The sequence below is a fragment of the Jatrophihabitans cynanchi genome, from assembly GCF_027247405.1.
In the GTDB taxonomy this organism is placed as follows: domain Bacteria; phylum Actinomycetota; class Actinomycetes; order Mycobacteriales; family Jatrophihabitantaceae; genus Jatrophihabitans_B; species Jatrophihabitans_B cynanchi.
The window spans coordinates 2,895,302-2,919,390 of the sequence record NZ_CP097463.1 but is presented as its reverse complement, the minus strand read 5'-3'; the positions used below and the strand labels follow the sequence as shown (position 1 = coordinate 2,919,390).

Sequence of the window (24,089 nt, the reverse complement as noted above, 5' to 3'; positions counted from 1 at the left end):
CGCGTCGCGGACCGACGGTGCAGCGCACACCCAGCAGGACGGTGCGGCGCACGCCCAGGAGGGGGTGGCCACGACCCTCACGGACTGGCTGCGCGGGCGCGATGACGCACAGCTGGCCGAGCTGCTGCGCCGCCGCCCCGACCTGGCGCTGCCCGCACCGGCGGACCTGCCGGCGCTCGCCAGCCGGCTGTCGGTCCGGACCTCGGTGCAGCGCGCGGTCGATGCCCTGGACGAGCTCAGCCTGCGGGTGCTCGAGGCGCTGAGCCTGGCCGCCGCGTCCGACGGGCGGGTGCGCCTGCAGGCTGCCGCGGAGCTGCTGGGTGAGCTGCCCGCAGCGGACTTCGAACGCGCGGTGGACGACCTGCGCGACCTCGGACTGCTCTGGGGCGCGCCCACCGCGCACCTGGTGGCCGGGGTCGCCGACAGCGTCGGCGCGCACCCGGCCGGCCTGGGCCGCCCCGCAGACGTGCTGCTGCGCGCCGTCCCCGACGTGCAACTGGCCCCGGTGCTGCGCGCGCTGGGGCTGCCCCCCGCGGGGCAGCCACGCGCCGGCAAGGCGGTCGCTGCCGTCCTGGCCGATCCGGCCCGGGTGCGCGAGCTGATCGACGCCTGCGACGGCGAGGAGCGCGACGTGCTCGACCGGCTCGCGCAAGGCCCGCCGGTCGGGTCGCTGCGCAACTCGCCGCGGGCCGGCGCCGCGCCGGCCGCACCCCACCGCCTGGTGAGTCGCGGCCTGCTGGTGCCTGTCGGCCCGCAGACCGTGGAGCTGCCGCGCGAGGTCGGCGTGGCCCTGCGCGGGGCACCGCTGGGCACGATCCGGACCGAGCCGCCACCTGTGCCGGTCCGCGAGCGCGCCCCGGACGAGCTGGATCGCGCCGGCGGCACCGCGGTCCTGGAGGCGTTGCGCCTGGTCGAGGCGCTGGCCGAGAACTGGGCCGCCCAACCGCCCGGTCAGTTGCGCGCCGGAGGCGTGGGGGTACGCGACCTGCGCCGCACCGCCAAGGACCTGGGCGTCGGCGAGGACGTCGTGGCCCTGATCGCCGAGACGGCGGCCGCGGCCGGGCTGATCAACGCCACCCACGAGCTGGAGTCGGCCTACCTGCCCACCGCCGAGTACGACACCTGGCTGCGCCGCCCGCCCGCCACCCGGTGGGCCGAGCTCGCCTCGGCCTGGCTGGCGATGACCCGGCAGCCGAGCATGGTCAGCCAGCGCGGCGAGCGTGACCGGATCATCGCCGTGCTCGGGCCGGACGCCGAACGCGGCACCATCCCCGCGCTGCGCGGCCAACTGCTCGCCACCCTCGCCGGCCTGCCACCCGGCGCGTCGCCGCTCGATCGTGGCGCGGTGCTCGACGCGCTCGCGTGGCACGCACCGCGGCGTGCCGGCGCGCAGCGCCCGCTCGCAGCGGCGATCCTCGCCGAGGCGGACACGCTGGGGATCACCGCGGCCGGCGGCCTCACCGGCTACAGCCGCACCCTGCTGGACGGCTCGCGCACGGTGGCCGAGCAGGTGCTCGCGGGCGCGCTGCCCGACCCCGTGGACCACTTCCTGCTGCAACCGGACCTGACCATGGTGGTACCCGGCCCGCCGACGCCGGAGCTGGCGCGTGACCTGGCGCTGCTCGCCGACCTGGAGTCCTCCGGCGGCGCCAGCGTCTACCGGGTGAGCGAGGCCACGGTGCGCCGTGCGCTCGACGCCGGACGCAGCGCGGCCGAACTGCGCCACTTCGTTTCCGAGCGCTCCCGGACGCCGGTGCCGCAGGCGCTGGGCTACCTGATCGACGACGTCGGACGCCGGCACGGCGCGTTGCGCGCCGGTGTGGCCGGCGCGTACCTGCGCTGCGACGACGAGTCGCTGCTCGCCCGGGTGCTGGCCGATCGCGATGTCGCCCCACTGGGGCTGCGCCGGCTCGCGCCGACCGTCGCCGTGTCCAGCGCGCCGGTCGCCCGGCTGCTCGAGGTGCTGCGCGAGACCGGCTACGCCCCGGCCGCCGAGGCGCCGGACGGCGCGGTGATCGCGCTCGGCGCCGACAGCGCCCGCGCCCCGTCCCGTCCCGCGGCCCGGCCCGCCCGCACCCGCCAGGCGCTCACCGGCGGCCCGCAACTGGCTGACCTGGTGCGCCGCATCCGCGCCGGCGACGACCTGACGACACTCAGCCGGCGCGTCCAGCCGATCACCCAGCAGATTCCGGGCGTGACGTCCGCAGCGACGATGGGCACGCTGCGGGACGCGATCCGGGCCGGCCGGCAGGTGCTGATCAACTGCGCCGAACCGGACGGAACCGCCAGCCGGCACACGATCGTCCCGATCTCGATGGCCGGCGGCTTCGTGCGCGGGCACGAGCCGGCGTCGCAGCGGCTGCAGTCCTTCCCGCTGCACCGGCTGATCGCGGTGAGCGTGCTGGCCGAGGATCCGCAGCTCGAGGATCCCCCGTGCGACGCTCCCCCGTTCGACGACCCGGCGTGAGAGTGCACGGAATCGGCACCACTTGCGCCCGGTTGCGATACTGGTGAGTCCGCCATTTTTCCCGGGAGCGATGTGACCGACGGCCCGTTGATCGTCCAGTCCGACAAGACCCTGCTGCTCGAGGTCGAGCACCCGCAGTCCGCCGAGGCGCGCGCGGCGATCGCGCCGTTCGCCGAACTCGAACGCTCCCCCGAACACGTGCACACCTACCGGCTCACCCCGCTGGGGCTGTGGAACGCGCGAGCCGCGGGCCACGACGCCGAGCAGGTCGTCGACGCGCTGGTCCGGTTCAGCCGCTATGCCGTCCCGCACGCGCTGCTGGTCGACGTCGCCGACACGATGGACCGCTACGGCCGGCTGCAGCTGGTCAAGCACCCGACGCACGGCCTCGTCCTCGTCTCGCTGGACCGCGCCGTGCTCGAAGAGGTGCTGCGGCAGAAGAAGATCGCGCCGATGCTGGGCGATCGCGTCGACCCGGACACGGTGCTTGTGCACCCGTCCGAGCGGGGCCGGCTCAAGCAGGCGCTGCTCAAGGTCGGCTGGCCGGCCGAGGACCTCGCCGGGTACGTCGACGGCGAGGCGCACCCGATCGAGCTGCGCGCCGAAGGCTGGACGCTGCGCGACTACCAGCAGCAGGCGGCCGACATGTTCTGGGCCGGCGGCTCCGGCGTGGTCGTGCTGCCCTGCGGCGCCGGCAAGACGCTGGTCGGCGCGGCGGCGATGGCGCGCGCCAAGGCGACCACGCTGATCCTGGTCACGAACACCGTCGCGGGCCGCCAGTGGAAGCGCGAACTGCTCGCCCGCACCTCGCTCACCGAGGAGGAGATCGGCGAGTACAGCGGCGAGAAGAAGGAGATCCGGCCGGTCACCATCGCCACGTACCAGGTGATGACGACCCGGCGAAAGGGCGAGTACCGGCACCTGGAGCTGTTCGACTCGCGCGACTGGGGCCTGATCATCTACGACGAGGTGCACCTGCTGCCCGCGCCGATCTTCCGGCTCACCGCCGACCTGCAGTCGCGGCGCCGGCTGGGGCTGACCGCAACGCTGATCCGCGAGGACGGCCGCGAGGGCGACGTCTTCTCCCTCATCGGGCCCAAGCGCTACGACGCGCCGTGGAAGGACATCGAGAACCAGGGCTGGATCGCGCCGGCCGACTGCACCGAGGTCCGCGTCACGCTGACCGACGCGGAGCGGATGGCGTACGCGACGGCCGAGCCGGAGGACCGCTACAAGCTGGCCGCGACCGCACGCACCAAGCTGCCGGTGATCAGGACCATCGTCGAGCAGCACCCGGACGATCAGGTGCTGGTCATCGGCGCGTACCTGGACCAGCTCGACGACATCTCCGCCGAGCTCGACGGTGCGCCGATCATCCAGGGCTCGACCACGAACAAGGAGCGCGAACGGCTGTTCGACGCGTTTCGCCACGGCGAGGAGCGGGTGCTGGTCGTGTCCAAGGTGGCCAACTTCTCGATCGACCTGCCCGAGGCGGCCGTCGCGGTGCAGATCTCCGGCACCTTCGGCTCGCGGCAGGAGGAGGCACAGCGGCTCGGCCGGGTGCTGCGGCCCAAGCACGACGGGCGGCAGGCGCACTTCTACACGGTCATCGCGCGGGACACCCTGGACGCCGAGTACGCCGCGCACCGCCAACGCTTCCTGGCCGAACAGGGCTACGCGTACACGATCGTCGACGCCGACGATCTCTTGAGACCGCTGTAGCGCTGCAGACACCATCGGGGTCGTCGTCGAGCCGGTCTGGACTACGCCGCCACAGGTGTCGGCAGGCTGTGCGATGCTCTGCCGGTAGGCCACCCGCACGGTGGGAGACGGCAGATGAGCGGCTATGAGATCCGGGCGTTGAGCAGCCGGACGTGGGACGCGTTCGCCGCGCTGTGCGAACGGAACAACGGTGCCGGGATGGGCGGCTGCTGGTGTTGCTGGTTCCACAACGCGACCATGGCCGAGCGGCGTGAGTGTGGCGGCGGCGACTGGCGTGGCTACAAGGAGCACCTGGTGCGGGCGGGTGAGGCGCACGCGGCGCTCGTGTTCGAGGGCGAGACGGCGGTCGGCTGGTGCCAGTTCGGCAGCCCGGAGGAACTGCCGGGCATCACGCACCGGGCGGAGGTCGAGTTCGAGGGCGCCCCGCGGCCGGACTACCGGTTGACCTGCTGGTTCGTCGACCGCCGGCATCGCCGCAAGGGCGTGGCCAACGCCGCCCTCGACGGGGCCCTGGAACTGATCGCGGCCGCCGGCGGCGGCGTGGTCGAGGCGTACCCGTTCGACGTCGACGGCAAGAAGGTCTCGTCCTCGTTCCTCTACAACGGCACCCGGGACATGCTCGAACGAGCCGGATTCACGTACGAGCGAGCCAAGGGCAAGAACCACTGCCTGATGCGAAAAGTGGTCGCACCGAGCGCGCAGGTCGTTGGCTGAGCCGCCGCGTCGGTTCCGGCCGATGCCCGAACGGCTGGAGACCGAGCGACTCACCTTGACGCCGTGGGCCGACGTCCCGATCGCGACGTCCCAGGCTCTCGTCACCGAGCGCGGCGAGGGCAGGCCGACCGAGGCGGACATCGCCGGGCGGCTGCAGCTCCAGCGCGACCGCTACGCCTCGGACGGGTTCGCGCTGTACGCGCTGCGGCCGAAACCGGACGATGCCGTGATCGGATACTGCGGCCTGGTCGTCGGCCGGTCCACACCGGCCGAACCCGAGCTTGCCTACGAGCTGTTCCGCGACGCGCACGGCCGCGGATTCGCCACCGAGGCCGCCGCGGCCGTCGTGCACGCCGCCGCCGCGACCGGCCGGGAGCGGCTGTGGGCGACGGTTCGCACCTGGAACGCGCCTTCGTTCCGCGTCCTGGACAAGCTGGGCTTCGACCGGGACCACACGACGACCGACGAGCGCGGCGAGATCGTCTGGTGCGTCCTCGCCCTGCGCCCTGCTCGTCTATCCGGGTCATGTTGTTCCGGTTAGTGGTCCGGAAACCGGAACGAGACGACCCGGTTACGCCCCGACCCGGCTAGACTCCGTCCCGTGCCGAGCGCCGTAGAGCAGTTGCGGGCCGCCGACCGGTCACGCGCCGACGCCCGCCGCAACGCCGACAGACTGCTCCTGGCTGCCCGGACCGCGCTCGACGAGCAGGGCCTGGCCGCAACGACGCGCGACGTTGCGCGCCGTGCCGGTGTGGGGCTGGGCACGCTCTACCGGCGCTTTCCGTCCCTGGACGCGCTGTTCACCGCCATCGTCCTGGACCTCGTCGCGGAACTGACCACGCTGGCCGAAACGGGTCGTCATGACCCGGATCCGGTGGCGGCGTTCCACGCGTTCGCGACCCGGTACGTCCAACTGCTCAGCACCAGCCGCGGCCTGCACGAGGCGCTGTCGCGTCCGCGGCAACCCGAACTCACGGCCCAGGTGCTACGCCTGTCCGCGGCCGTGCGCCGCCTGGTTCGGCACGCCCAGGAGTGCGGCACCGTGCGCGCGGACCTCGACTGGCGCGACGTCGCCTTCGCGCTCGCCTCGGCCGTGCCCGCCGAACACACCGTCGGGGTGCCGGCCCGGCCGGACCAGTGGCGCCGCACCCTCGACATCGTGCTGGCCGGGCTCGCACCGGCCGGCGCTTCGCTCACCGCAGACGTCGGGCCGGCACGGTAGTAGGTTGTCGCGGTGATCGCGCGCCGCCTGCTCGCCGCCGCCCTGCTGCCCGCGGTGCTGGCCGGCTGCTCGTCGTCCTCGTCCGGGGTGGATTCCGGCAAGAGCGTGGCGGCCGCTGCTCTCGCGAGCCGCCTGGACACCGCGCTGACCTCGCTGACGTCGGCGCATCTGGACATCGACGCGGGCGCCCTCGGCGGCAAGAGCACGGCGGACGTCCAACTGGCCGGCAGCAGGTCGACCGCGACGGACGTGCACCTGACGCAGTCCGGGCTGCAGGTCGAGGTGGTGACCGTGGGCGGGAGCAGTTACGCGAAGATCCCGACCGCGGCGAACGACAGCGGTAGACCATGGGTCGCGGTCGACGCGGGCAGCAACAACGCGATCTCCGAATCGCTGGCCACCACCGTGAGCGTGTCCGACGTGACGACCTCGCTGTCGGTGGTCAGCGGGCTGGTGCGCTCGGCCGCGGACGTGCGTGAGGTCGGCAGCGACCGGGTGGGCGGCGTGGACGCCACGCGCTACACGATGAAGCTGAACCCGCAGAAGGGCACCGGCAACAGCACGCTCGACGGACTGTTGAAGACGCTCGGCAGCACCAGCATCCCGGTCGACCTGTGGCTGGACGGCAGCGACCGCCCGGTCAAGTTCACGCTGCACATCGCGCTCGGCGGCACGGCGCTTCCGGTGACCGTCGCGATCAGCAGGTTCGACGCGCCGCTGACGATCACCGCACCGCCGCCGGCCGATGTGAGTTCGAGATGATCGCGCCCGCGGTCCCGTCGCCCGATGACAAGGACTGGACCTGGGTGCTCGAACGACCGTGCCCGGAGTGCGGCTTCGACGCCAGCACGCTGCTGCGGACCGAGCTTGCGGCCCTCGTGCAGCGGTCCGCAGCTTCGTTCCGCGCGGCGCTCGCGGCCGACAACGCGGCGCAGCGCCCGGCACCGGACGTCTGGTCGCCACTCGAGTACGGCTGCCACGTGCGCGACGTGTGCACGCGGTTCGGCGAACGGCTCGCGCTCATGCTGGCCGAGGACGATCCGCAGTTCGCGAACTGGGACCAGGACGAGACGGCGCTGGCGGACCGGTACTGGACGCAGCAGCCGGCGGTCGTCTCCGAGGAGTTGACCGACGCCGCCTCGGCCATCGCGACGGCGTTCGCGTCTGTGCCCGGCGGCGCCTGGGACCGGCCGGGACGGCGATCGAACGGTTCGGTGTTCACGGTCGACACGCTGGGCCGCTACTTCGCCCATGACCTCGTGCATCACGCACACGACATCGGCCGGCCGATCCATTAGCTGATCGCGAACTCCTGCTCGGCCGGCGATGCCACGTCACGCTGCGCTATCGGTGAAAGCCGCCGCAATGGGAGATTTCATGCCCGCTCGGCTGTCGGGTCGCTCTCTGGCACTGATAAAGAACGCAGCGACGGTGGTGGTTCGGCTCGTGCCTGGCTCGCACTGCCGGGTCGCGTTCGCGCGTGGTGAAAGGCGCATCGATGGGGACGGTTCGCCTCCGGTCGGCTCGCGCTGCCGAGTCGCCTCCGAACGTGGTGAAGGGCGCACCGACGGCGGTTGCGGCCGTTTCGGCTGTCGCTGCCGGTCGCCTTCGCGCTGGGCTGCTGGGTTTGCACCCGTTGTGGTCCCCTCCCGCCTCGCGTGTTCCGATCGCCCGGAATTGGTCGAGAAATCTCGAGTATCGCCTTGTTTCGGGTGGAATCTGTCGGTCATACCTGCTATTATCGCTAGCATGTTCGGCAGTCAGGTTAACCCGGAAGCCGGCACCGTGCTGGCCGAGCTCGACACCGTGTTGCAGCGGCTGAACACCCTGGTGCTGGACGCTCACAGCGACAGCGAAGTCCTGGCCCTGTGGCGCGAACTGGAACACCGGCGCCGCACCCTCGCCCCGATCGATCACGCCCTCATCGCCCAGTTGCAGACCCGCAACGTCCCGCACACCCTCGGCGAGCGTTCGATGACGACACTGGCGCGCAGCGTGCTGCGGGCCGGCATCGGTGCGGCCAAAGCCCGCGTCGTCGCGGCCGAAGCACTCGGACCGCGCCGCACCCTGCTCGGGGAACCCCTCGAACCCGTCTACCCGGTCCTGGCCGCGGCGCAAGCCGCCGGTCAGGTGTCCGAACCCGCAGCCCGGCTGATCGTGCACACCATCGAACAACTCCCCGACGCGGTACGGGCCGAGGTCGACCGGGACCTGGAACACACCCTCACGAAGCAGGCCGGCGAGCTGGACCTGGACCAACTACGCACCCTGACCCGGCACGTCACCGCGCTACTGGACCCGGACGGGCTACTCACCCAAGAAACCCAGCGGCAACGCCAACGCGAAGTCACCCTCGCCATCCGCCCCGACGGGTCCGGCCGGTTGAGCGGCAACTGCACCGCCGAACTCACCGAGTGGCTGCGCACAGTGTTCGACACGCTCGCCAAACCCAAGCCTGCCGCCGATGGCGGGAAGGACCCCCGGACTGCGCCGCAACGGCGCCACGACGCGCTCCTGGAGGCGCTCAAACTCACCGCCCGCGCCCCTCCCTGTCAGGCTGTGTTGAGACACCCCGGAGCCCCGGGCCACCGGTGAGGGCACGACAGGAGATCGTCTCGTGAGTAGCAACATTCCGGCCCTTCCTGGTGGTGCTGATCATCCGGCGGCTGGTCCGGCAGAAGCGGCGGTTGATCCGGCGGCGCGTCCGTTCCGGCGTTCGTTCACCGCGGAGTATCGGGCGCGGGTGGTGGCCGAGTACGAGGCGGCGCCGCACGGGCTGAAGGCCGCGGTGCTGCGCCGTGAGGGCCTGTACCAGTCGCACGTGCAGAAGTGGATGGTGGCCCGAGACGCGTTGGCCAGCGGGGCGTCAGCGCCGCGGCGGGCGCACCGGGTGACCGGCTCGGGTGGCAAGGATGATCCGGGCCGGCTGCGGGCGGAGAACCAGCGGTTGGCCCGTGAGTTGGCCAAGTCGCAGGCGGTGGTGGAGATCATGGGAAAACTGCAAGGGCTCTTGGAGACCGTCTCCGAGAGCACGGGCACGACGAGCTCGTCGAGGAGGCGATGAACACCGCGTTCGCCGAACTCCGTAGCGCCGAGGTATCGATCAAGAAGGCGTGCGTGCTTGTCGGCCGGTCCCGCGCGACGCACTACCGGCACGCCCGCGGACCGGTTCATGGCCCGCGGCCGGCGCGGGCGGTGCCGGACAACGGTCAGGCCCTGACGGTGGCTGAGCGGGCGGCGGTGCTCACGCTGATCAACAGCCCGGTCTACGCGGACCTGTCGATCGGGCAGATCTGGGCGCGGGAACTGGACGAGGGCCGCTACCTGGAGCCTGTCAAGTCTTCTGTGTAAGTGGTCAAGATCGTTGGGTTAGAGGCCGGCGGGGAGCCGGCCGGGGTAGGCCAGGTCGAGGGCGTTGATGGCGGCGCGCCAGCCGGTGGTGGTGGCGCCTTCGATCAGGCGGGGCGGGGCGGTGCGCTTGTTCGCCGGCTTGCCTTTGTCCTTCTCTCGCAGAGCGGCGCGCTTGTCTTCGATGTCGAGGATGGCCAGCCAGATGAGCTTGATGATGGCGTCGTCATTGGGGAACTGGCCACGGTTCTTGATGATCTTGCGGAGCTGGTAGTTCAACGACTCGATCGAGTTGGTGGTGTAGATGACCTTGCGAACCTCCAGTGGGAAGGCCAGGAACGGCACGAACCGGTCCCAGGCTCGTTCCCACGCTGCGACGGTGGCGCCGTACTTCTTGCCGAGTTCGGAGTCGGCGAACGTGGTGAGCTCGTCGAAGGCGGCGTCGGCGTTGACCGCGGTGTAGATCGGCTTGAGCGCCGCAGCGACGGCCTTGCGGTCGTTGTAGGACACGTAACGCAGCGAGGCGCGAATCAGGTGGACCACGCAGGTCTGCACCACTGTCTGCGGCCAGGTCGACTCGACCGCCTCTGGCAGCCCGACCAGGCCGTCGCAGCAGGCGATCAGCACGTCGCGCACTCCGCGGTTGCGCAGCTCGCCGAGCACCTGGTTCCAGAACCGAGCGCCTTCTTGCTGCTGAACCCACAAGCCCAGCACGTGCTTCACGCCGTCGGTATCGACGCCGATCACCACGTGACAGGCCTTGTTGCGCACTACGTTCTGGTCGCGGACCTTCACCACCAGGGCGTCGATGAAGATCACCGGATAGACCGCGTCCAGGGGACGGGTCTGCCAGGCCTTGACCTCTTCGAGGACCTCGTCGGTGATCTTGGAGATCGTGTCATGGGACAGCTCGGTGCCATAGACCCGCTGCAGGTGGTGGCCGATGTCGCGCACCGTCATCCCACCGGCATAGAGGCTGATGATCATGTCCGACAGGCCGCCGAGGCGGCGGGTCCCCTTCGGTACCAGCCGGGGCGTGAAGCTGCCGACCCGATCCCGCGGCGTGTCCAGATCGACCGGCCCGACCTCGGTCAACAACGTCTTCGGCGTCGACCCGTTACGGGAGTTGCCAGACCCGGCCCCGGCCGGGTCACCACGCTCGTAGCCCAAGTGATCGGTGAGCTCGGCCTCGAGTCCACGCTCGAGCACCGCCTTGATCATCTCCGGCAGGAACCCGCCGTCGCCGGTCAACGCGACACCGTCGTCACCGACCTTCGACATCAGATCGTCCAGCCAGCCCTGCCCGGCCATCTCGGCCACCAGCTTGCGCGCCGCCACCCGCGCCGGTGGCACCGGCTCGTCCTTGCGGCTGCGCTTGGCCATGTCCTCCAGTGTCGCCGACACCAGCTGATCGGCCACCGCCGACGGCACCTCGTTCACCGCAGCGGCCCGGCCGCCCGGCATCATCGTGATCGTCATGATCGTGTTCTCCGATCTGTGCGACAGCTCCCGCAGGAGCCTCCCGCACGGGGTTAGCTCAACCCCTCACACAGACCATCTGACACGCCCGCTACCTGTGCTCGGCCTCGAGCATGTACCGGATCGCACGCGAGGCTGGGCAGAGCCGTGAACGCCGACGGCAGGCCACCCACCCGGCCAAAGTGAAACCCGAACTGCTCGCCGACGGCCCGTCGCAGGTGTGGACCTGGGACATCACCAAGCTGCGCGGACCGGCCAAGGGGATCTGGTTCCAGCTGTACGTGCTGATCGACATCTTCTCCCGGTTCAACCCGTCCTGGATCGTCAGCCCGGTCGAGGATTCCCTGCTGGCTAAGGACTTCATCGCCGAGGCGATCTACCGCAACGGCGCCGTCCCGCATACCGTGCACGCCGACCGCGGCACCTCGATGACCTCCAAACCCGTCTCGGCGCTGCTGACCGACCTGGGCGTCACCCGCTCCCACTCCCGACCCCGCGTGTCCAATGACAACCCGTTCTCCGAGGCGCAGTTCAAGACCCTGAAGTACCTGCCCGAGTTCCCGTCCTCGTTCACCTCGCTCGCGCACGCCCGACAGTTCTGCGCCGGCTTCTTCCACGAGTACAACTACATTCATCGGCATTCCGGCATCGCCTGGCATACACCCGCGTCGGTGCACTTCGGCACCGCCGACGCGATCGATCAACAGCGGCAGAACACGCTGACTGCGGCCTACCACGCCCACCCCGACCGGTTCGGCCGCCGACCACACCCGCCGGTCATGCCGATCCAGTTCTGGATCAACCAGCCCGACCTTCAACCCCAAATCAACTGACCACAACTGTCTCATTTGACTTGACAGATAGCGCGCCGAACTGCTGCCCGACTGCGGCGGCATCAGCAGCACCCTGCTACTCAGCATGACCCGCGAGGCGTTCCTCACCGGCACCGGCACCGCCACCACCGGACACGGCACCATCGTGCACGCCAGCACCGCCCGGCAGTGGGCCGACGGCGGGGACACCCTCGTACAACCCGTCTGGATCAACCAACACCGGCGCATCGAAGCCCTCGGCACCCCCTGCCGCATCTTCACCCGCCAGCAACGCCACGCCCTGATCATCCGAGACAAAGGCTGCTCATTCCCCGGCTGCGACGCACCCCCACAACACTGCCAGGTCCACCACATCGTGCCCTGGGCCGACGGCGGACCCACCCACATCGACAACGGCTGCCTACTCTGCACCTACCACCACCGCACGTTCGAACGCCTCGGCTGGGTGTGCCGCATGCTCAATGGGAGTCCCCCCGCCAATGACGGCGTAGCCGGCAGGGGAGGCATCCCACACTGGATCCCACCCGCCTGGACAGGCAACCAAACCCCCATCCGCAACACCGCACACGACCCCCGACCGAGCTACCCGCTCAAGACCTAGCGGCCGCGGCGCTTCCGTCCGGCGCGGTCGAGAATCACCCTTGTCCACAGCCCCGCCAGCGGGCCCGTGATTCGCATAGGCTCTGCCCGGCCGATATGTCCGATTCGGAGGCAGAGATGGGTGGCGCGCTCGCGGTCGATCCGGCCGGCTACCTCGCCGCCGGATCGGCCGTCGGGGACTCGGTCTCCGGCACGGTCCAGGATGCGGCGCAGGCGCTGACGGCCCGCCTGTCCGGGCTGGCGTCGATGGCCGGGTCGGACGCCGCCGCGCGGGGGTGGGCGGCGTCCTACGACGAGGCTGCGAGGGCAGCGCTCGGTGGCGTCCAGGACGCGCTGAACGCCGCCTTGCAGCTGGCTGACCTGCTCGAACGGACCGGCATCAACTACGCAACGGCCGAGGCGGATTCGTCGGCAGGCGCGACGGGACCGGTGCCGGCCGGCCTCGGGTACGGGAGCAGATCGGTGTTCCTGGGCGCGCTGCCGTCAGCGACCGGGGGCTCGGGCGGTGGGCCGGCCGGGTGGGGGCTGGTCTCGCACCTGGTCGGGTATGCCTGGCCGAACGGTCACCAAGACCGGCTGCATCGCGCCGCCACCGCCTGGCACGAGAGTGCGTGCGGACTGTACGACGCCAGCCATCTCGTCGCCGACGCGGTCTACGTGATCGCCCAGCAGGCAAGTCCCGAGGCGGACACCGCGATCGACGTCTGCAACGGCCTACGCGACACGCTCGAGCAACTGGCCGAGCTGTGCAAGGACCTCGGCATGCACTGTGTCGAGTTCGCCGAGTTCCTGGATCACGCCCACGCCCAGGTCGAGCACGAGCTCACCACCTTGCTCGCCTGGACGGCGGCCATCGAGAGCGGCGGTGCGCTGCTGAGCCTCGTCTCGTTCGGCGCCGCGCAGGCACCGACCCAGGGCGCCGAAGTGGCCCGGATCGCGGCGACCGCGGCGCGCATCAGCACCATCCTTGCGCGCCTCGCCGGGCTGGCGCATGACGGTGCTGCGGCGATCGGCCGGCTCGCGCCGCGCTGCGCCGAGATCAGCAGGTCCCTTCGCCCGTTGCTGACCGCTCGACCGGTCATGGCGCAGACCCGCTCGGTCGCCGCCGCCACCACGACCGAGCAAGCGGCCGCCGCTCGCCTGGAAGCAGCAGCCGAAGTGCCGGACGTGCCGCTCCGCCTGCCGCGCGCTCAGATCGAAAGCCACTTCAAACACGCAAGCGACTTCGGGATCCGCCTGCCGCGAGGTCGCGAAGGCTTCGATGCCTTCGAACATCGCCTTGCTGACTTCGTAGCCCGGCCTGCGACAGCACGCATTATCGGCAGGTATCACGGCCAGACTGTCATCCTCAACTACGACGCACAATCGATGCTTGTGGTGATCCAGAAGCTGGACGGTAGCTTCATCAGCGGTTGGATGATGTCGCCCAAGCAGTTGCTCTACGTCACCACGAAAGGGGTGCTGGGCGGTGGCTGAATTCGTCGACTACGGATGCGACTCCCTCACCCCGTACCGGGCACTTCTGCAGCGCTTCGTCAGCGGAGACACAAGTGCAGAGACGCTCGAACACAACTTCCTCGCGCAGTACAAGCGAGACGCCACGAACTGGCCAGAACCAGTGTTCCGCCTACTCGAAGACTTCTTCTTCGATGTCGACGACTACGTCGCGGACGACGGGCTGCGCGCCCAGGTGAACGGGATCGACGCCGCGCAATTGCGCGCCAAGGCCGTACTGACGCTGCAGCGGCTGGCGGAGGTGGCGCCGGAGGACTGACCGGCATCGACATGCGCGACGTGGTTGCGGCTGCGACCGGATCCGGCACCAACTGCAGGAAGATCGGTGCGGCACGGCCGACCCGGTCGCAGACTGTAGGGCATGACAGACGCCTTCCCCGTCCTGAACTCGGTGGTCCTGGACACGACCGACGCCCGCGGTCTCGCCGAGTTCTACCGCCAACTGCTGGGCTACGAGTACCGGGCCGGCGATGAGACGCCCCGGCCGGCGAGCCCGACCCGGCCGGACACGACTGGTTGATCCTGCGCGATCCGAACGGCCCGGGACGGCTCGGCTTCCAGCAGGTCGAGTCGCTGCCCCCGACGACGTGGCCGGACGCCGGCATCCCGCAGCAGTTGCACCTGGACCTGCGGGTGCCCTCCGCCGACGAACTGGGCCGCCAGCGCGACCGCGTCCAACAGCTCGGCGGCGAGGTCCGTCACGACCGGTTCGCCGATCCGCAGGAGCCGCTCTACGTGTTCGCCGACCCGGCCGGACACCCGTTCTGCATCTTCGTGGCGGCCGAACCGGGCACCGGCTGACCGCACAGCCTCGCGCGGCAGGCAACAATGTGCCGGTGCATGCCGCGCTGGACATCCTGGCGATCGTGGCCGTGGTCGGCTTCGTCGCCGGCGGTGCGCGCCGCATCGGCCTGAGCGAACCGCTCGTGCTGGTCGTGGTCGGCGTCGGGCTCTCGTACGTCCCGCACTTCCCGGACATCCAGCTCACCCCCGACCTGGTCCTGATCGGGCTGCTGCCGCCGCTGCTGTACGCGGCCGCGATCCGCACCAGCCTCGTCGACTTCCGCACCAACCGGCGCCCGATCGCACTGCTCTCGGTCGGCCTCGTCGCGTTCTCCACCGTCGCGATCGGCTTCGTGTCCTGGTGGGTCGTGCCCGGCGTCTCGCTCGCCGCCGCGTTCGCGCTCGGCGCTGTCGTGGCGCCCCCGGACGCCGTGGCCGCCACCACGGTGGCGCGGCGGGTCGGCATGCCCAGGCGCATCGTGTCCATTCTGGAAGGCGAGAGCCTGGTCAACGACGCCACCGCGCTCGTCGCCCTGAACACGGCGATCGCCGCGCTGTCGGCGTCCGTCTCGCCGTGGCACGTCGGCTGGGATTTCGTCCGCGAAGCCGGCGGCGGCCTGATCGTCGGCTACGTCGCGGCGCTGGTGCTAGCCCTGATCCGCAAGCGCATCACCGACCCGGTGCTGGACACCACGCTCTCGTTCGCCGCGCCGTACGTCGCCTTCCTGCCGGCGCAGCAGCTCCATTCGTCCGGCGTGCTCGCGGTCGTGGTCACCGGGCTGATGCTCGGGCACGCCGCGCCGGTGCTGCAGACGGCAAGTTCGCGGATCGCCGAGAACATCAACTGGCGCACCGTCCAGTTCCTGCTGGAGAACGTGGTCTTCCTGCTCATCGGGCTGCAGATCAGGCGGCTGCTGGACGGGGTGCGCTCCGAGCACCTGCCGTGGACGCACATCGTCCCGCCGTGCGCCCTGGTGCTCGTGGCCACGGTGATCGTCCGCATCGTCTACGTCTTCGGCGCGACCGCCACGATCCGGGTGCTCCGCGGCAACCAGTGGCCGTGGGCGGTGGCCGCGATCGTCTCCTGGGCAGGCATGCGCGGTGTCGTCACGCTGGCCGCGGTGTTCGTGCTGCCCGCGGACACCCCCGAGCGGGACCTGCTCGCCCTGGCCGCGTTCACCGTCGTCGCCGGGACGTTGCTGATCCAGGGACTGACCCTGCCCTGGCTGGTACGGCGTCTCGGGCTGCCCGGCCCGGACGCCGCCGAGGACGCGCTGCAGACCGCCGCGCTCGTCACCGCCGCCGCTCGCGAGGGACTGCAGGTGCTCGACCTGGCGGTGACACCGGAGGACTCGCCGGAGGTCATCGCCCAACTGCGCGAGCGAGCGACGCGGCGCACCAATCAGATCTGGGAGCAGCTCGGCAGGTCGCAGACCGAGATCGAACCGCCCGCGGCCGCCTACCGCCGGCTGCGCATGCAGATGCTCGCGGCCGAACGGGCCTCGATCCTGCAGGCGCGCAGCACCGGCGTGTACGACGACGTGATCTTGCGTACCGCGCTCGCCGCGATCGATACGGAGGAGTCGATGCTCGATCGGGTCGAGGACGCCGCCTCACGTATCGACGACGAGTTGACCACGGCCGCGCGCCGGGCCGGCGACTGCGAGCACCTGCAGGCCGCCCCGCGTGTGGTCACCGCCCGCACACCGGCAGGGTGTGAGGAGTGCCTGCGCGACGGCACCACCTGGGTGCACCTGCGGCTGTGCCTGACCTGCGGCCACGTGGGCTGCTGCGACTCCTCGCCGCAGCGCCACGCGACCGGGCACTATCGCGAGACCGCCCACCCGGTGATGCGCAGCATCGAGCCGGGCGAGGCGTGGCGCTGGTGCTTCGTGGACCAGCTGCTCGGCTGATCGCACGGCATCCGCGCACTCGCTGGCCACCTCGCGCCGTTGAGTGGCGGCTTTCCCGCTGAGTGGCGACGTATAGCCCGCCACTGAACGGATAACCCGCCACTCAGCGGAAAGGGGGCGGGGATGCGGAAAGGGGGCGGGGATGCGGAAAGGGGGCGGGGATGCGGAGGGGGGCGGGGATGCGGAGGGGGGCGGGGATGCGGAGGGGGGCGGGGATGCGGAAGGGGCGGCCCCTGATCGGGACCGCCCCTTCGCGCTTGCGCTTCTGATCGCGAGCGATCAGCTGTACCTACGCTTCTGATCGCGAGCGATCAGAAGTCCATGTCACCGCCGGGCATGCCGCCACCCGCGGGGGCAGCAGCCTTCTCCGGCTTGTCGGCCACAACGGCCTCGGTGGTGAGGAACAGCGCGGCGATCGACGCGGCGTTCTGCAGTGCCGAACGCGTCACCTTGGCCGGCTCGACGATGCCCTCAGCGAACATGTCGACGTACTCACCGGTCGCGGCGTTCAGGCCCCAGCCCGGCTTGAGGCCGAGCACCTTCTCCGAGACGACGCCGCCCTCGAGGCCGGCGTTGATCGCGATCTGCTTCAGCGGCGCGAGCAGCGCAACCTTGACGATGTTCGCGCCGGTCGCCTCGTCGCCCACCAGGTCCAGCTTCTCGAACGCGGTCACCGTGGCGTTCGCGAGCGCGACGCCACCACCCGGGAGCAGGCCCTCCTCGACGGCCGCCTTCGCGTTGCGGACGGCGTCCTCGATGCGGTGCTTGCGCTCCTTGAGCTCGACCTCGGTCGCGGCACCGACCTTGATGACCGCAACACCGCCGGCCAGCTTGGCCAGGCGCTCCTGCAGCTTCTCGCGGTCGTAGTCCGAGTCGCTCTTCTCGATCTCGGCACGGATCTGGTTGACCCGGCCCTGGATCTGCTCGGCATCGCCGGCACCCTCGACGATCGTGGTCTCGTCCTTGGTGACGACGATCTTGCGCGCCTTGCCGAGGTCATCGAGCGTGGCGTTCTCGAGCTTGAGGCCGACGGTCTCGCTGATCACGGTGCCACCGGTCAGGATCGCGATGTCCTGCAGCATGGCCTTGCGGCGGTCGCCGAAGCCGGGGGCCTTGACGGCAACCGACTTGAACGTGCCCCGGATCTTGTTCACGACCAGGGTGGCCAGCGCCTCGCCCTCGACGTCCTCGGCGAGGATCGCGAGCGACTTGCCGGACTGCATGACCTTCTCCAGCAGCGGCAGCAGGTCCTTCACGTTCGAGATCTTCGACTCGACGATGAGCAGGTACGGGTCGTCGAGGACGGCCTCCATGCGCTCGGCGTCCGTGACGAAGTACGGGCTGATGTGGCCCTTGTCGAAGCGCATGCCCTCGGTGAGCTCGAGCTCGAGCCCGAAGGTGTTGCTCTCCTCGACGGTGATGACGCCTTCCTTGCCGACCTTGTCCATCGCCTCGGCGATGAGCTCGCCGACGGTGTTGTCAGCGGCAGAGATCGACGCGGTGGCGGCGATCTGCTCCTTGGTCTCGACGTCCTTGGCCTGGTTGCTCAGCACCTCGGACACCGACGCCACAGCCGCCTCGATGCCGCGCTTGAGCGCCATCGGGTTGGCTCCGGCGGCAACGTTGCGCAGGCCTTCCTTGACGAGCGCCTGCGCCAACACGGTGGCCGTCGTCGTGCCGTCGCCGGCTACGTCATCGGTCTTCTTGGCCACTTCCTTGACCAGCTCGGCGCCGATCTTCTCGTACGGCTCGTCGAGCTCGATCTCCTTGGCGATGCTGACACCGTCGTTGGTGATCGTGGGGGCGCCCCACTTCTTCTCCAACACGACGTTGCGACCCTTCGGGCCCAGCGTCACCTTGACGGCATCGGCGAGAGTGTTCATGCCGCGCTCGAGGCCACGACGGGCCTCTTCGTCGAACGCGATCAACTTAGCCATGCGTGTCGTCCCTTCATGAACAACGCTTGTGAGCCGACCGGCGGTGCCCGCGACGGACGACGCTCATCCCGAGCGCCTCACCCCTGGCCGGATTGGCACTCAGCATAGCCGAGTGCTAACGCAAGTCTGGCACTCGCCCCCGGAGAGTGCAAGCGGCGGCCTGTCAGCGCGAACCCGGCGTCTCGGCGGCGCGGAAGCCCGCCTCGGCGAGCGGCCGGGCAGCCCGGGCGGCCGCCGCCAGCAGCGGCCCGTCCCGCTGCCCGAGCACCACGCCGAGCACGGTCACCTGCCGGCCGCCGACCCGCCGGACAGCGGCAAAGGCCAGGCAGCCACCGGCCGCGTCGTCCGAACCGGTCTTGACCCCGAGGAAGCCGGGCAGCCGCAGCAGCGGGTTGGTGTTCTCCACCTCGCCGACCACCGGCAGCGACGTCGACGGCATCGAGACGATGTCCGCGAACGTCGCGTCCCGCAGCGCGGTACGGACCAGGCGCAACTGGTCGGGGGCGGTCGAGACGGTGCCGGCGTCCAGCCCGCTCGGGTCGGTGTAGGTGGTGTCCTTCATGCCCAGCCGGTCGGCGGTGTCGTTCATCCGCCGCACGAACGCCGTGACGCTGCCCGCCTCGTGTACGGCGAGCACGATCGCGATGTTGTTCGCCGAGGGCAGCAACAGCGCCTCGAGCAGTTGCCGCTCGTCCATCACCTCGCCGGCCTCGACGCGGACGAGCGACTGGTCGCCGCCGTTGCGCAGCTTCCAGTCGAGCACGTCCTGGTCCTGGAAGGTGACGGTGAAGCCGCGCTCGTCGCCGCCCAGCGGGTGATCGGCCAGCACCAGGTAGGCGGTCATCATCTTGGCCAGGCTCGCGATCGGCACCGGCCGGCTGCCACCGGACGCGCCGAGGTCACCGCGACCGTCCACCGCGAGCGCCGCCTGGCCGTGCGCGGGCCACGGGACGGTGACGTCCGACAGGGTGTGTTCCGGGTGTCCCGCGGTGGTGCTCGCCGGACGGTCGGCGATGCGGGTCGCCACCAGCGCGGCCCAGGCGAGCGAGCAGCACAGGGCGATCACGGCGGCGGGGCGGCGAAGGCTCATGCTGATCACCGTCGCGAACGCACGTCACCGCCGCGCGACCGTCGCGTCCCAACCGCTCGACGATGCGGTCACGATCGCGGTTTGCGCAGCTCCGGCGTGACCGGCATGTGACACGGCCGGGCGTGACCGGCCTGTGACACAGTGATGACTCGTCCCGGACATCGGCGGGACAGGATGGACGGTCGGTAACCGGGAGGAGACCCATGGCACAGCTGCTCGTCGTCGAGGACGACGCAGCCGTCGCCGAGGCTCTTTCGCTCGCGCTGACCGGCCTCGGCCACAGCGTGCGGACGGCGGCCACCGGCGAGGACGGGTTGGCGCTGGCGCAGGAACGGCGCGTCGATCTGGCGATCGTGGACGTGATGCTGCCCGGCATCGACGGGTTCGAGGTGTGCCGCCGGCTGGCCGGCGCCGACGCGATGCCGGTCGTGCTGCTCACCGCGCGCAGCGATCCGATCGACGTCGTGGTCGGGCTGGAGTGCGGCGCCGACGACTACGTGACCAAGCCGGTCGAACCGCGCGTCCTGGACGCGCGGATCAAGGCGGTGCTGCGCCGCGCGACCGCGCGGCCCGCAGAGGCGCAAGCGGTGTTCGCGATCGGTTCGCTGACCCTGGACGAGGCGGCGATGACCGTGCATCGCGACGGCACCGAGCTGCACCTGACACCCACCGAGCTTCGCCTGCTGCTGGAGCTGGTGCACCACGCCGGGCAGGTGCTGTCGCGGCGCGTGCTGCTCGAGCGCGTCTGGGACTACGGCTACCTCGGCGACTCGCGGCTGGTGGACGCCTGCGTGCAGCGGCTGCGCGCGAAGATCGAGGACGAGCCGGCCAACCCGGCCCTGATCAAGACCGTGCGCGGGGTGGGGTACCGCCTTGTCTTGCCGTGACGGTCTTGCCGTGACGGTCGGCTCGTGAAGCTGCGGATCAGCCTGCGCACCCGCATCGCGGCAACGGTGGCGGTTGCCGTCCTGGGCAGCACCGTGGTGGTGACGTTCGCGGCCTACGAGCTGGAGCGCAGCGGCACCGAGAGCCGGTTCATCGCCGCGGCCCGCACCGGCGCGGTGGCCGACCTGCAGCAGGCGACGAACGCCGTGAAACGGCAGCCGGAGATCCCCGCGGTGCAGGCGGTCAGCGACTTCGTCGGCCAGCGCGGCGGCATCGCCTGGACCGCGATCGACCTGTCCGACACCTCGCGGAACATCGACGCGGGCGCGAGCATGAGCGACGTCCCTGCCTCGGTCAGCGTCAGCTTCGGCGGCGGCATCTCCGACGGCTGGACCCGGGTCGACGGTGCGCGCAAGCTCGCGATCGGCGGGCGGCTCGACCAGAACGACGTGGCGCTGGTGGAGTTCTACGACTTCACGCCGGTCGAGCAACAACTCGCCCGGTTGCGCAGCGACCTGATCAGGCTCGACATCGCCGGGCTGGTCGTCGCGCTGCTGCTGGGCCTCGCGGTGTCCGGCCGGATCAGCCGGCCGGTGCGCGAAACGGCGGCGGCGGCCCGGCGGCTCGGTGGGGGCGCCCTGGACACCCGCGTACCCGTGCACGGCCGGGACGAACTGGGTGAACTGGCGCTGTCGTTCAACGACATGGCCGACCGGCTGTCGCACGCCTTGCGGGCGTTGCGCGCGGCACAGGAGCAGCAGCGGCGGTTCGTCTCGGACGTCTCGCACGAGTTGCGCACCCCGCTCGCCGCGATGTTGGCCGCAGCCGAGGGGTTGAACAGCGCCGACGGCCAGCGCCGCGACCGCGCAGGTGAGTTGGTCGGCGAGCAGAGCAGGCGCATGAACGCCCTGGTCGAGGACCTGCTGGAGATCTCACGGTTCGACGCCGGGCAGGCGCGCCTGGAACTGGAGCAGGTGGATCTTGGGGCGCTGGCCGCCGATGCCGCCAGGACGGTCGCGCCGGACCAGGACGTCTCGGTCAGCGTGCTCGGCGACCCGCGGGTGCAGGCCGATGCGCGGCGGCTGCACACGGTGGTGCGCAACCTGATCGGCAACGCCGTGCAGCACGGCGTCCCGCCGGTTCAGGTCACCATCGACGGGCGCGCGCAGTGGGTGCAGGTGATCGTCGCCGACTGCGGCCCGGGCCTGCACCCGGCCCTCGTCCCGACGGTCTTCGACCGGTTCGTGCGGGCGGACACGGCACGCGCGAGCGATGCCGGGAGCACCGGCCTCGGGTTGGCGATCGCCCGCGAGAACGCCGCCCTGCACCAGGGCACGCTGGAGGTGGCGCCCGGAGCGCCCACGACGTTCGTGCTCACCCTGCACCGCGTGCCGCCCGGTGCGGCAGTGGCTACTCCGCGGGAACCGGATTGACCCGTCGCGCGTACGGCGCGAGCGGGCGCACGAGCGCGGGTTCGGCGAGCAGGTCGGCCAGCTCCAGCTGCAGCGCCTGGAAGAAGTCATGCCGGAAGTGCGCCTGGACGGCGGCACCGTCGGCGAACTCCTCCCACAGCCAGATGACGTCCTCGTCATTCGGGTCGGCAGCGGTCGTGAAGAGCGTCGTGCCGGGCTCGCCGTCGAGCGTGTTGGCGTAGTTGCCCAGTACACGCAGCACTTCCTCGCGGTGACCGGGAAGGGTGGTCATCTGCAGCAGGGCGCCGAACTGTGCTGTCTCGCTCATGTCGGACCCAACGTTCTTGAGCGCGGGCCGATTCCCGCAGGCGCGGCCGCGACCTGCCCGGACGACGAACGCCCGGTCCGTGCGGACCGGGCGTTCGTGACGCGAGGGGCCGGCCTCAGCCGACGATGCGCACCGCGTCGGCCTGCGGACCCTTGGGGCCCTGGGCCACCTCGAACTCGACCCGCTGGCCCTCGTCGAGCGAACGGTAGCCGTCCGACTGGATGGCCGAGTAGTGGACGAACACGTCCTGGCCGCCGTCCACGGCGATGAAGCCGTAGCCCTTCTCGTTGTTGAACCACTTCACGGTGCCCTGTGCCACGTGCACTCCTTGCTCAGTCCCCTGCGGGCCCAATCCAGCCACCACACTTCGTGGCGGCGGGGTCTTCGTTCTGGTCCCGCATACTGCAGTGCACGCTCCCGCGGGACCGTGGTCCTTCGCTTGCGAAAACTCGTCACTTCGACCGTGGCGGACGCTACACGGTCCACCGCCCCTCGCCAACAGTGCGCCGCACCCCGTTGCGCGTGCTGTTCGTGGTCATGCGGCACGCTGGTTTTTGTCGGTACGACAAACAAAATCGGCCTCGACGGGTGGCGCTCGGCCGCCGCGCGAACGAACCCGCTGTTAGGTTGGCGCGGTGACCGAACTGGTCGTGGGCATCGACGCCGGCGTAACCAGCACTCGCGCGCTCATCGCCACCCTGGACGGTGCAGTTGTCGGCCGGGGCGCCGCGCCCGGAGCGAACAGCGGCTTTCCTCAGGGGCGTTTCGCCGCCGTGCTGGCGAGCGCACTCGGCGGCCTGGATCCGGCCCGTGTATGCGGCGGCGTGCTGGGCAGTTGCGCGGCGGTGGAACCGGCCGTCGTCCGCAGCGCAGCGGACATGGCGTGGTGGTCAGCCGGGTTCGGCGGCCGGCCCGAAGTCGTCACCGACCTGGAGACGGCCTTCGCTTCCGGAACGCCGCAGCCGGACGGCTTGCTGTTGCAGGCCGGCGCGGGCGCTGCAGCCGCGGCCTTGCGACACCGCCGGATCGCGCGGCGCTGCGACGGGTACGGCTGGCCGCTGGGCGATCAGGGCTCGGCCGCCTGGCTGGGACTGCGCGGAGCACGTGCGGCGCTCGACGCCTGGGACGGGCGTGGGCCGGCGACCCGGCTGTGTGCCCATCTCGCCGAGCAGGTGGGAGCCCGCCCGGACGAGGACCTGGCGCAAGTGCTCGTCACCCGCTTGCACGCGGCCGATCCGGCGCAACTCGGATCGCTCGCGCCGCTCGTGACCCGCGCCGCGGAGGCGGGCGACCGCGTGGCCGCAGGGCTTGTCGAGGCGGCCGCGGACCGGCTGGTCGCCGGGCTGTACGCGGTGACTTCCGGTGATTCGTCCGGTGATCCGTCCGGTGATTCGTCCGGGCAATCGCCGCGCGCGCTGTACGGCGAACTGGTGCTGGCGGGCACGTTGCTCGCCGGCGGGCCGGTGCGCTCGGCGGTGTTGCAGCGGCTGGCCGGTTTCGCACTGCAAGTGCGCAGCGCCGGATCCGGCGCTGCCGGTGCCGCGGCCCTGGCACTCGCCGCCCGTGGCGTGCTCGACCCCGATGTGCATGCGCGATTGATCGGCGCCGTGAGCTAGCCAGGGGTTTCCGGCACCTGCTTCGTCCTAGCCGCCCAGCTCAGGAAGGTCGCACCGCGCCCATTACCGCGGCGACGCGTCAGCCCGACGCTCGCGACCAGTCCGGCTCCGCTTCCCCCACGCTGTGACGAGAATCCGGCCGGGATTCTGGTCAGTGGGTGGGGGGAGCGGCGTCGCGTTGGTCAGTGGGTGGGGGAAGCGGCGAGTCCGGTGCCGGGTTCAGTG

24 protein-coding genes and 1 pseudogene are annotated in these 24,089 nt (G+C 70.9%); 20 read left to right on the top strand and 5 right to left on the bottom strand.

The window, feature by feature from the left end:
- Positions 1-64: 64 nt before the first annotated feature.
- From M6B22_RS14265 to M6B22_RS14220, 10 genes are all read left to right on the top strand, one after another.
- Complete coding sequence (locus M6B22_RS14265; RefSeq protein ID WP_269442226.1) at positions 65-2,467, top strand: helicase-associated domain-containing protein; 2,403 nt, start codon at positions 65-67, stop codon at positions 2,465-2,467.
- 72 nt (positions 2,468-2,539) lie between these two features.
- Positions 2,540-4,189 carry a DNA repair helicase XPB gene (locus M6B22_RS14260; RefSeq protein WP_269442225.1) on the top strand — a complete coding sequence of 550 codons (1,650 nt, stop codon included), beginning with the start codon at positions 2,540-2,542 and terminating at the stop codon, positions 4,187-4,189.
- 114 nt (positions 4,190-4,303) lie between these two features.
- On the top strand, positions 4,304-4,903 hold the full coding sequence (locus tag M6B22_RS14255; protein ID WP_269442224.1) for a GNAT family N-acetyltransferase: 600 nt from the start codon (positions 4,304-4,306) through the stop codon (positions 4,901-4,903).
- 22 nt (positions 4,904-4,925) lie between these two features.
- On the top strand, positions 4,926-5,444 hold the full coding sequence (locus M6B22_RS14250; protein WP_269442223.1) for a GNAT family N-acetyltransferase: 519 nt from the start codon (positions 4,926-4,928) through the stop codon (positions 5,442-5,444).
- Positions 5,445-5,504: 60 nt separating this feature from the next.
- Positions 5,505-6,125, top strand: coding sequence for a TetR/AcrR family transcriptional regulator (locus M6B22_RS14245; RefSeq protein WP_269442222.1), 621 nt, complete (start codon positions 5,505-5,507; stop codon positions 6,123-6,125).
- 12 nt (positions 6,126-6,137) lie between these two features.
- Positions 6,138-6,887, top strand: a complete 750-nt coding sequence (locus M6B22_RS14240) for a LolA-like protein (RefSeq protein WP_269442221.1) — start codon at positions 6,138-6,140, stop codon at positions 6,885-6,887.
- Positions 6,884-7,423, top strand: coding sequence for a DinB family protein (locus tag M6B22_RS14235; RefSeq protein WP_269442220.1), 540 nt, complete (start codon positions 6,884-6,886; stop codon positions 7,421-7,423). Before M6B22_RS14240 ends, M6B22_RS14235 begins: the two co-directional genes overlap by 4 nt.
- Positions 7,424-7,874: 451 nt before the next feature.
- Positions 7,875-8,720 carry a DUF222 domain-containing protein gene (locus M6B22_RS14230; protein WP_269442219.1) on the top strand — a complete coding sequence of 282 codons (846 nt, stop codon included), beginning with the start codon at positions 7,875-7,877 and terminating at the stop codon, positions 8,718-8,720.
- Positions 8,721-8,742: 22 nt separating this feature from the next.
- Positions 8,743-9,189: a hypothetical protein gene (locus M6B22_RS14225; protein WP_269442218.1), complete on the top strand. Its 447-nt coding sequence runs from the start codon at positions 8,743-8,745 to the stop codon at positions 9,187-9,189.
- Entirely contained in the window at positions 9,186-9,476 is a 291-nt protein-coding gene (locus M6B22_RS14220) for a hypothetical protein (RefSeq protein WP_269442217.1), read from the top strand. Before M6B22_RS14225 ends, M6B22_RS14220 begins: the two co-directional genes overlap by 4 nt.
- Before the next feature lie 18 nt (positions 9,477-9,494).
- Here the strand turns inward: M6B22_RS14220 and M6B22_RS14215 are convergent, their stop codons facing one another.
- Positions 9,495-10,856 carry an IS256 family transposase gene (locus M6B22_RS14215; RefSeq protein ID WP_407935646.1) on the bottom strand — a complete coding sequence of 454 codons (1,362 nt, stop codon included), beginning with the start codon at positions 10,854-10,856 and terminating at the stop codon, positions 9,495-9,497.
- A 188-nt stretch (positions 10,857-11,044) separates the two neighbouring features.
- Here M6B22_RS14215 and M6B22_RS14210 point away from each other — a divergent pair.
- The 7 genes and pseudogenes from M6B22_RS14210 to M6B22_RS14180 all read left to right on the top strand — a co-directional run.
- Positions 11,045-11,785, top strand: a pseudogene (locus tag M6B22_RS14210) (transposase); the annotation flags it as partial.
- 85 nt (positions 11,786-11,870) lie between these two features.
- Positions 11,871-12,386, top strand: coding sequence for an HNH endonuclease signature motif containing protein (locus M6B22_RS14205; protein WP_269442216.1), 516 nt, complete (start codon positions 11,871-11,873; stop codon positions 12,384-12,386).
- Between the two features lie 116 nt (positions 12,387-12,502).
- Positions 12,503-13,861 (top strand): colicin D domain-containing protein, encoded by a 1,359-nt coding sequence (locus tag M6B22_RS14200; protein ID WP_269442215.1) that lies wholly within the window; start codon positions 12,503-12,505, stop codon positions 13,859-13,861.
- On the top strand, positions 13,854-14,159 hold the full coding sequence (locus tag M6B22_RS14195; RefSeq protein ID WP_269442214.1) for a colicin immunity domain-containing protein: 306 nt from the start codon (positions 13,854-13,856) through the stop codon (positions 14,157-14,159). The genes M6B22_RS14200 and M6B22_RS14195 overlap by 8 nt, the downstream gene beginning before the upstream one ends.
- A gap of 102 nt (positions 14,160-14,261) precedes the next feature.
- Complete coding sequence (locus tag M6B22_RS14190; RefSeq protein ID WP_269442213.1) at positions 14,262-14,420, top strand: VOC family protein; 159 nt, start codon at positions 14,262-14,264, stop codon at positions 14,418-14,420.
- Complete coding sequence (locus tag M6B22_RS14185) at positions 14,417-14,701, top strand: VOC family protein (protein WP_269442212.1); 285 nt, start codon at positions 14,417-14,419, stop codon at positions 14,699-14,701. The genes M6B22_RS14190 and M6B22_RS14185 overlap by 4 nt, the downstream gene beginning before the upstream one ends.
- 35 nt (positions 14,702-14,736) lie before the next feature.
- A complete protein-coding gene (locus M6B22_RS14180) occupies positions 14,737-16,596 on the top strand; it encodes a Na+/H+ antiporter (RefSeq protein ID WP_269442211.1) in 1,860 nt (619 codons plus the stop codon).
- A 311-nt stretch (positions 16,597-16,907) separates the two neighbouring features.
- On the opposite strand, the gene groL is transcribed toward M6B22_RS14180, so the two are convergent.
- Both groL and M6B22_RS14170 read right to left on the bottom strand, forming a co-directional pair.
- The gene (gene groL, locus M6B22_RS14175) at positions 16,908-18,533 is read right to left on the bottom strand and encodes a chaperonin GroEL (RefSeq protein WP_269442210.1); all 1,626 of its coding nucleotides are present in this window, start codon (positions 18,531-18,533) and stop codon (positions 16,908-16,910) included.
- A gap of 163 nt (positions 18,534-18,696) precedes the next feature.
- A complete protein-coding gene (locus M6B22_RS14170; protein ID WP_269442209.1) occupies positions 18,697-19,623 on the bottom strand; it encodes a D-alanyl-D-alanine carboxypeptidase family protein in 927 nt (308 codons plus the stop codon).
- Between the two features lie 203 nt (positions 19,624-19,826).
- On the opposite strand from M6B22_RS14170, the gene M6B22_RS14165 reads away from it, so the two are divergent.
- A complete protein-coding gene (locus M6B22_RS14165) occupies positions 19,827-20,510 on the top strand; it encodes a response regulator transcription factor (protein WP_269442208.1) in 684 nt (227 codons plus the stop codon).
- Between the two features lie 24 nt (positions 20,511-20,534).
- On the top strand, positions 20,535-21,941 hold the full coding sequence (locus M6B22_RS14160) for a sensor histidine kinase (protein ID WP_269442207.1): 1,407 nt from the start codon (positions 20,535-20,537) through the stop codon (positions 21,939-21,941).
- On the opposite strand, the gene M6B22_RS14155 is transcribed toward M6B22_RS14160, so the two are convergent.
- On the bottom strand, positions 21,919-22,248 hold the full coding sequence (locus M6B22_RS14155; protein ID WP_269442206.1) for a putative quinol monooxygenase: 330 nt from the start codon (positions 22,246-22,248) through the stop codon (positions 21,919-21,921). The genes M6B22_RS14160 and M6B22_RS14155 overlap by 23 nt on opposite strands.
- 115 nt (positions 22,249-22,363) lie before the next feature.
- Entirely contained in the window at positions 22,364-22,567 is a 204-nt protein-coding gene (locus tag M6B22_RS14150) for a cold-shock protein (RefSeq protein WP_269442205.1), read from the bottom strand.
- Between the two features lie 316 nt (positions 22,568-22,883).
- On the opposite strand from M6B22_RS14150, the gene M6B22_RS14145 reads away from it, so the two are divergent.
- Positions 22,884-23,864 carry a BadF/BadG/BcrA/BcrD ATPase family protein gene (locus M6B22_RS14145; protein ID WP_269442204.1) on the top strand — a complete coding sequence of 327 codons (981 nt, stop codon included), beginning with the start codon at positions 22,884-22,886 and terminating at the stop codon, positions 23,862-23,864.
- Positions 23,865-24,089: the final 225 nt, after the last annotated feature.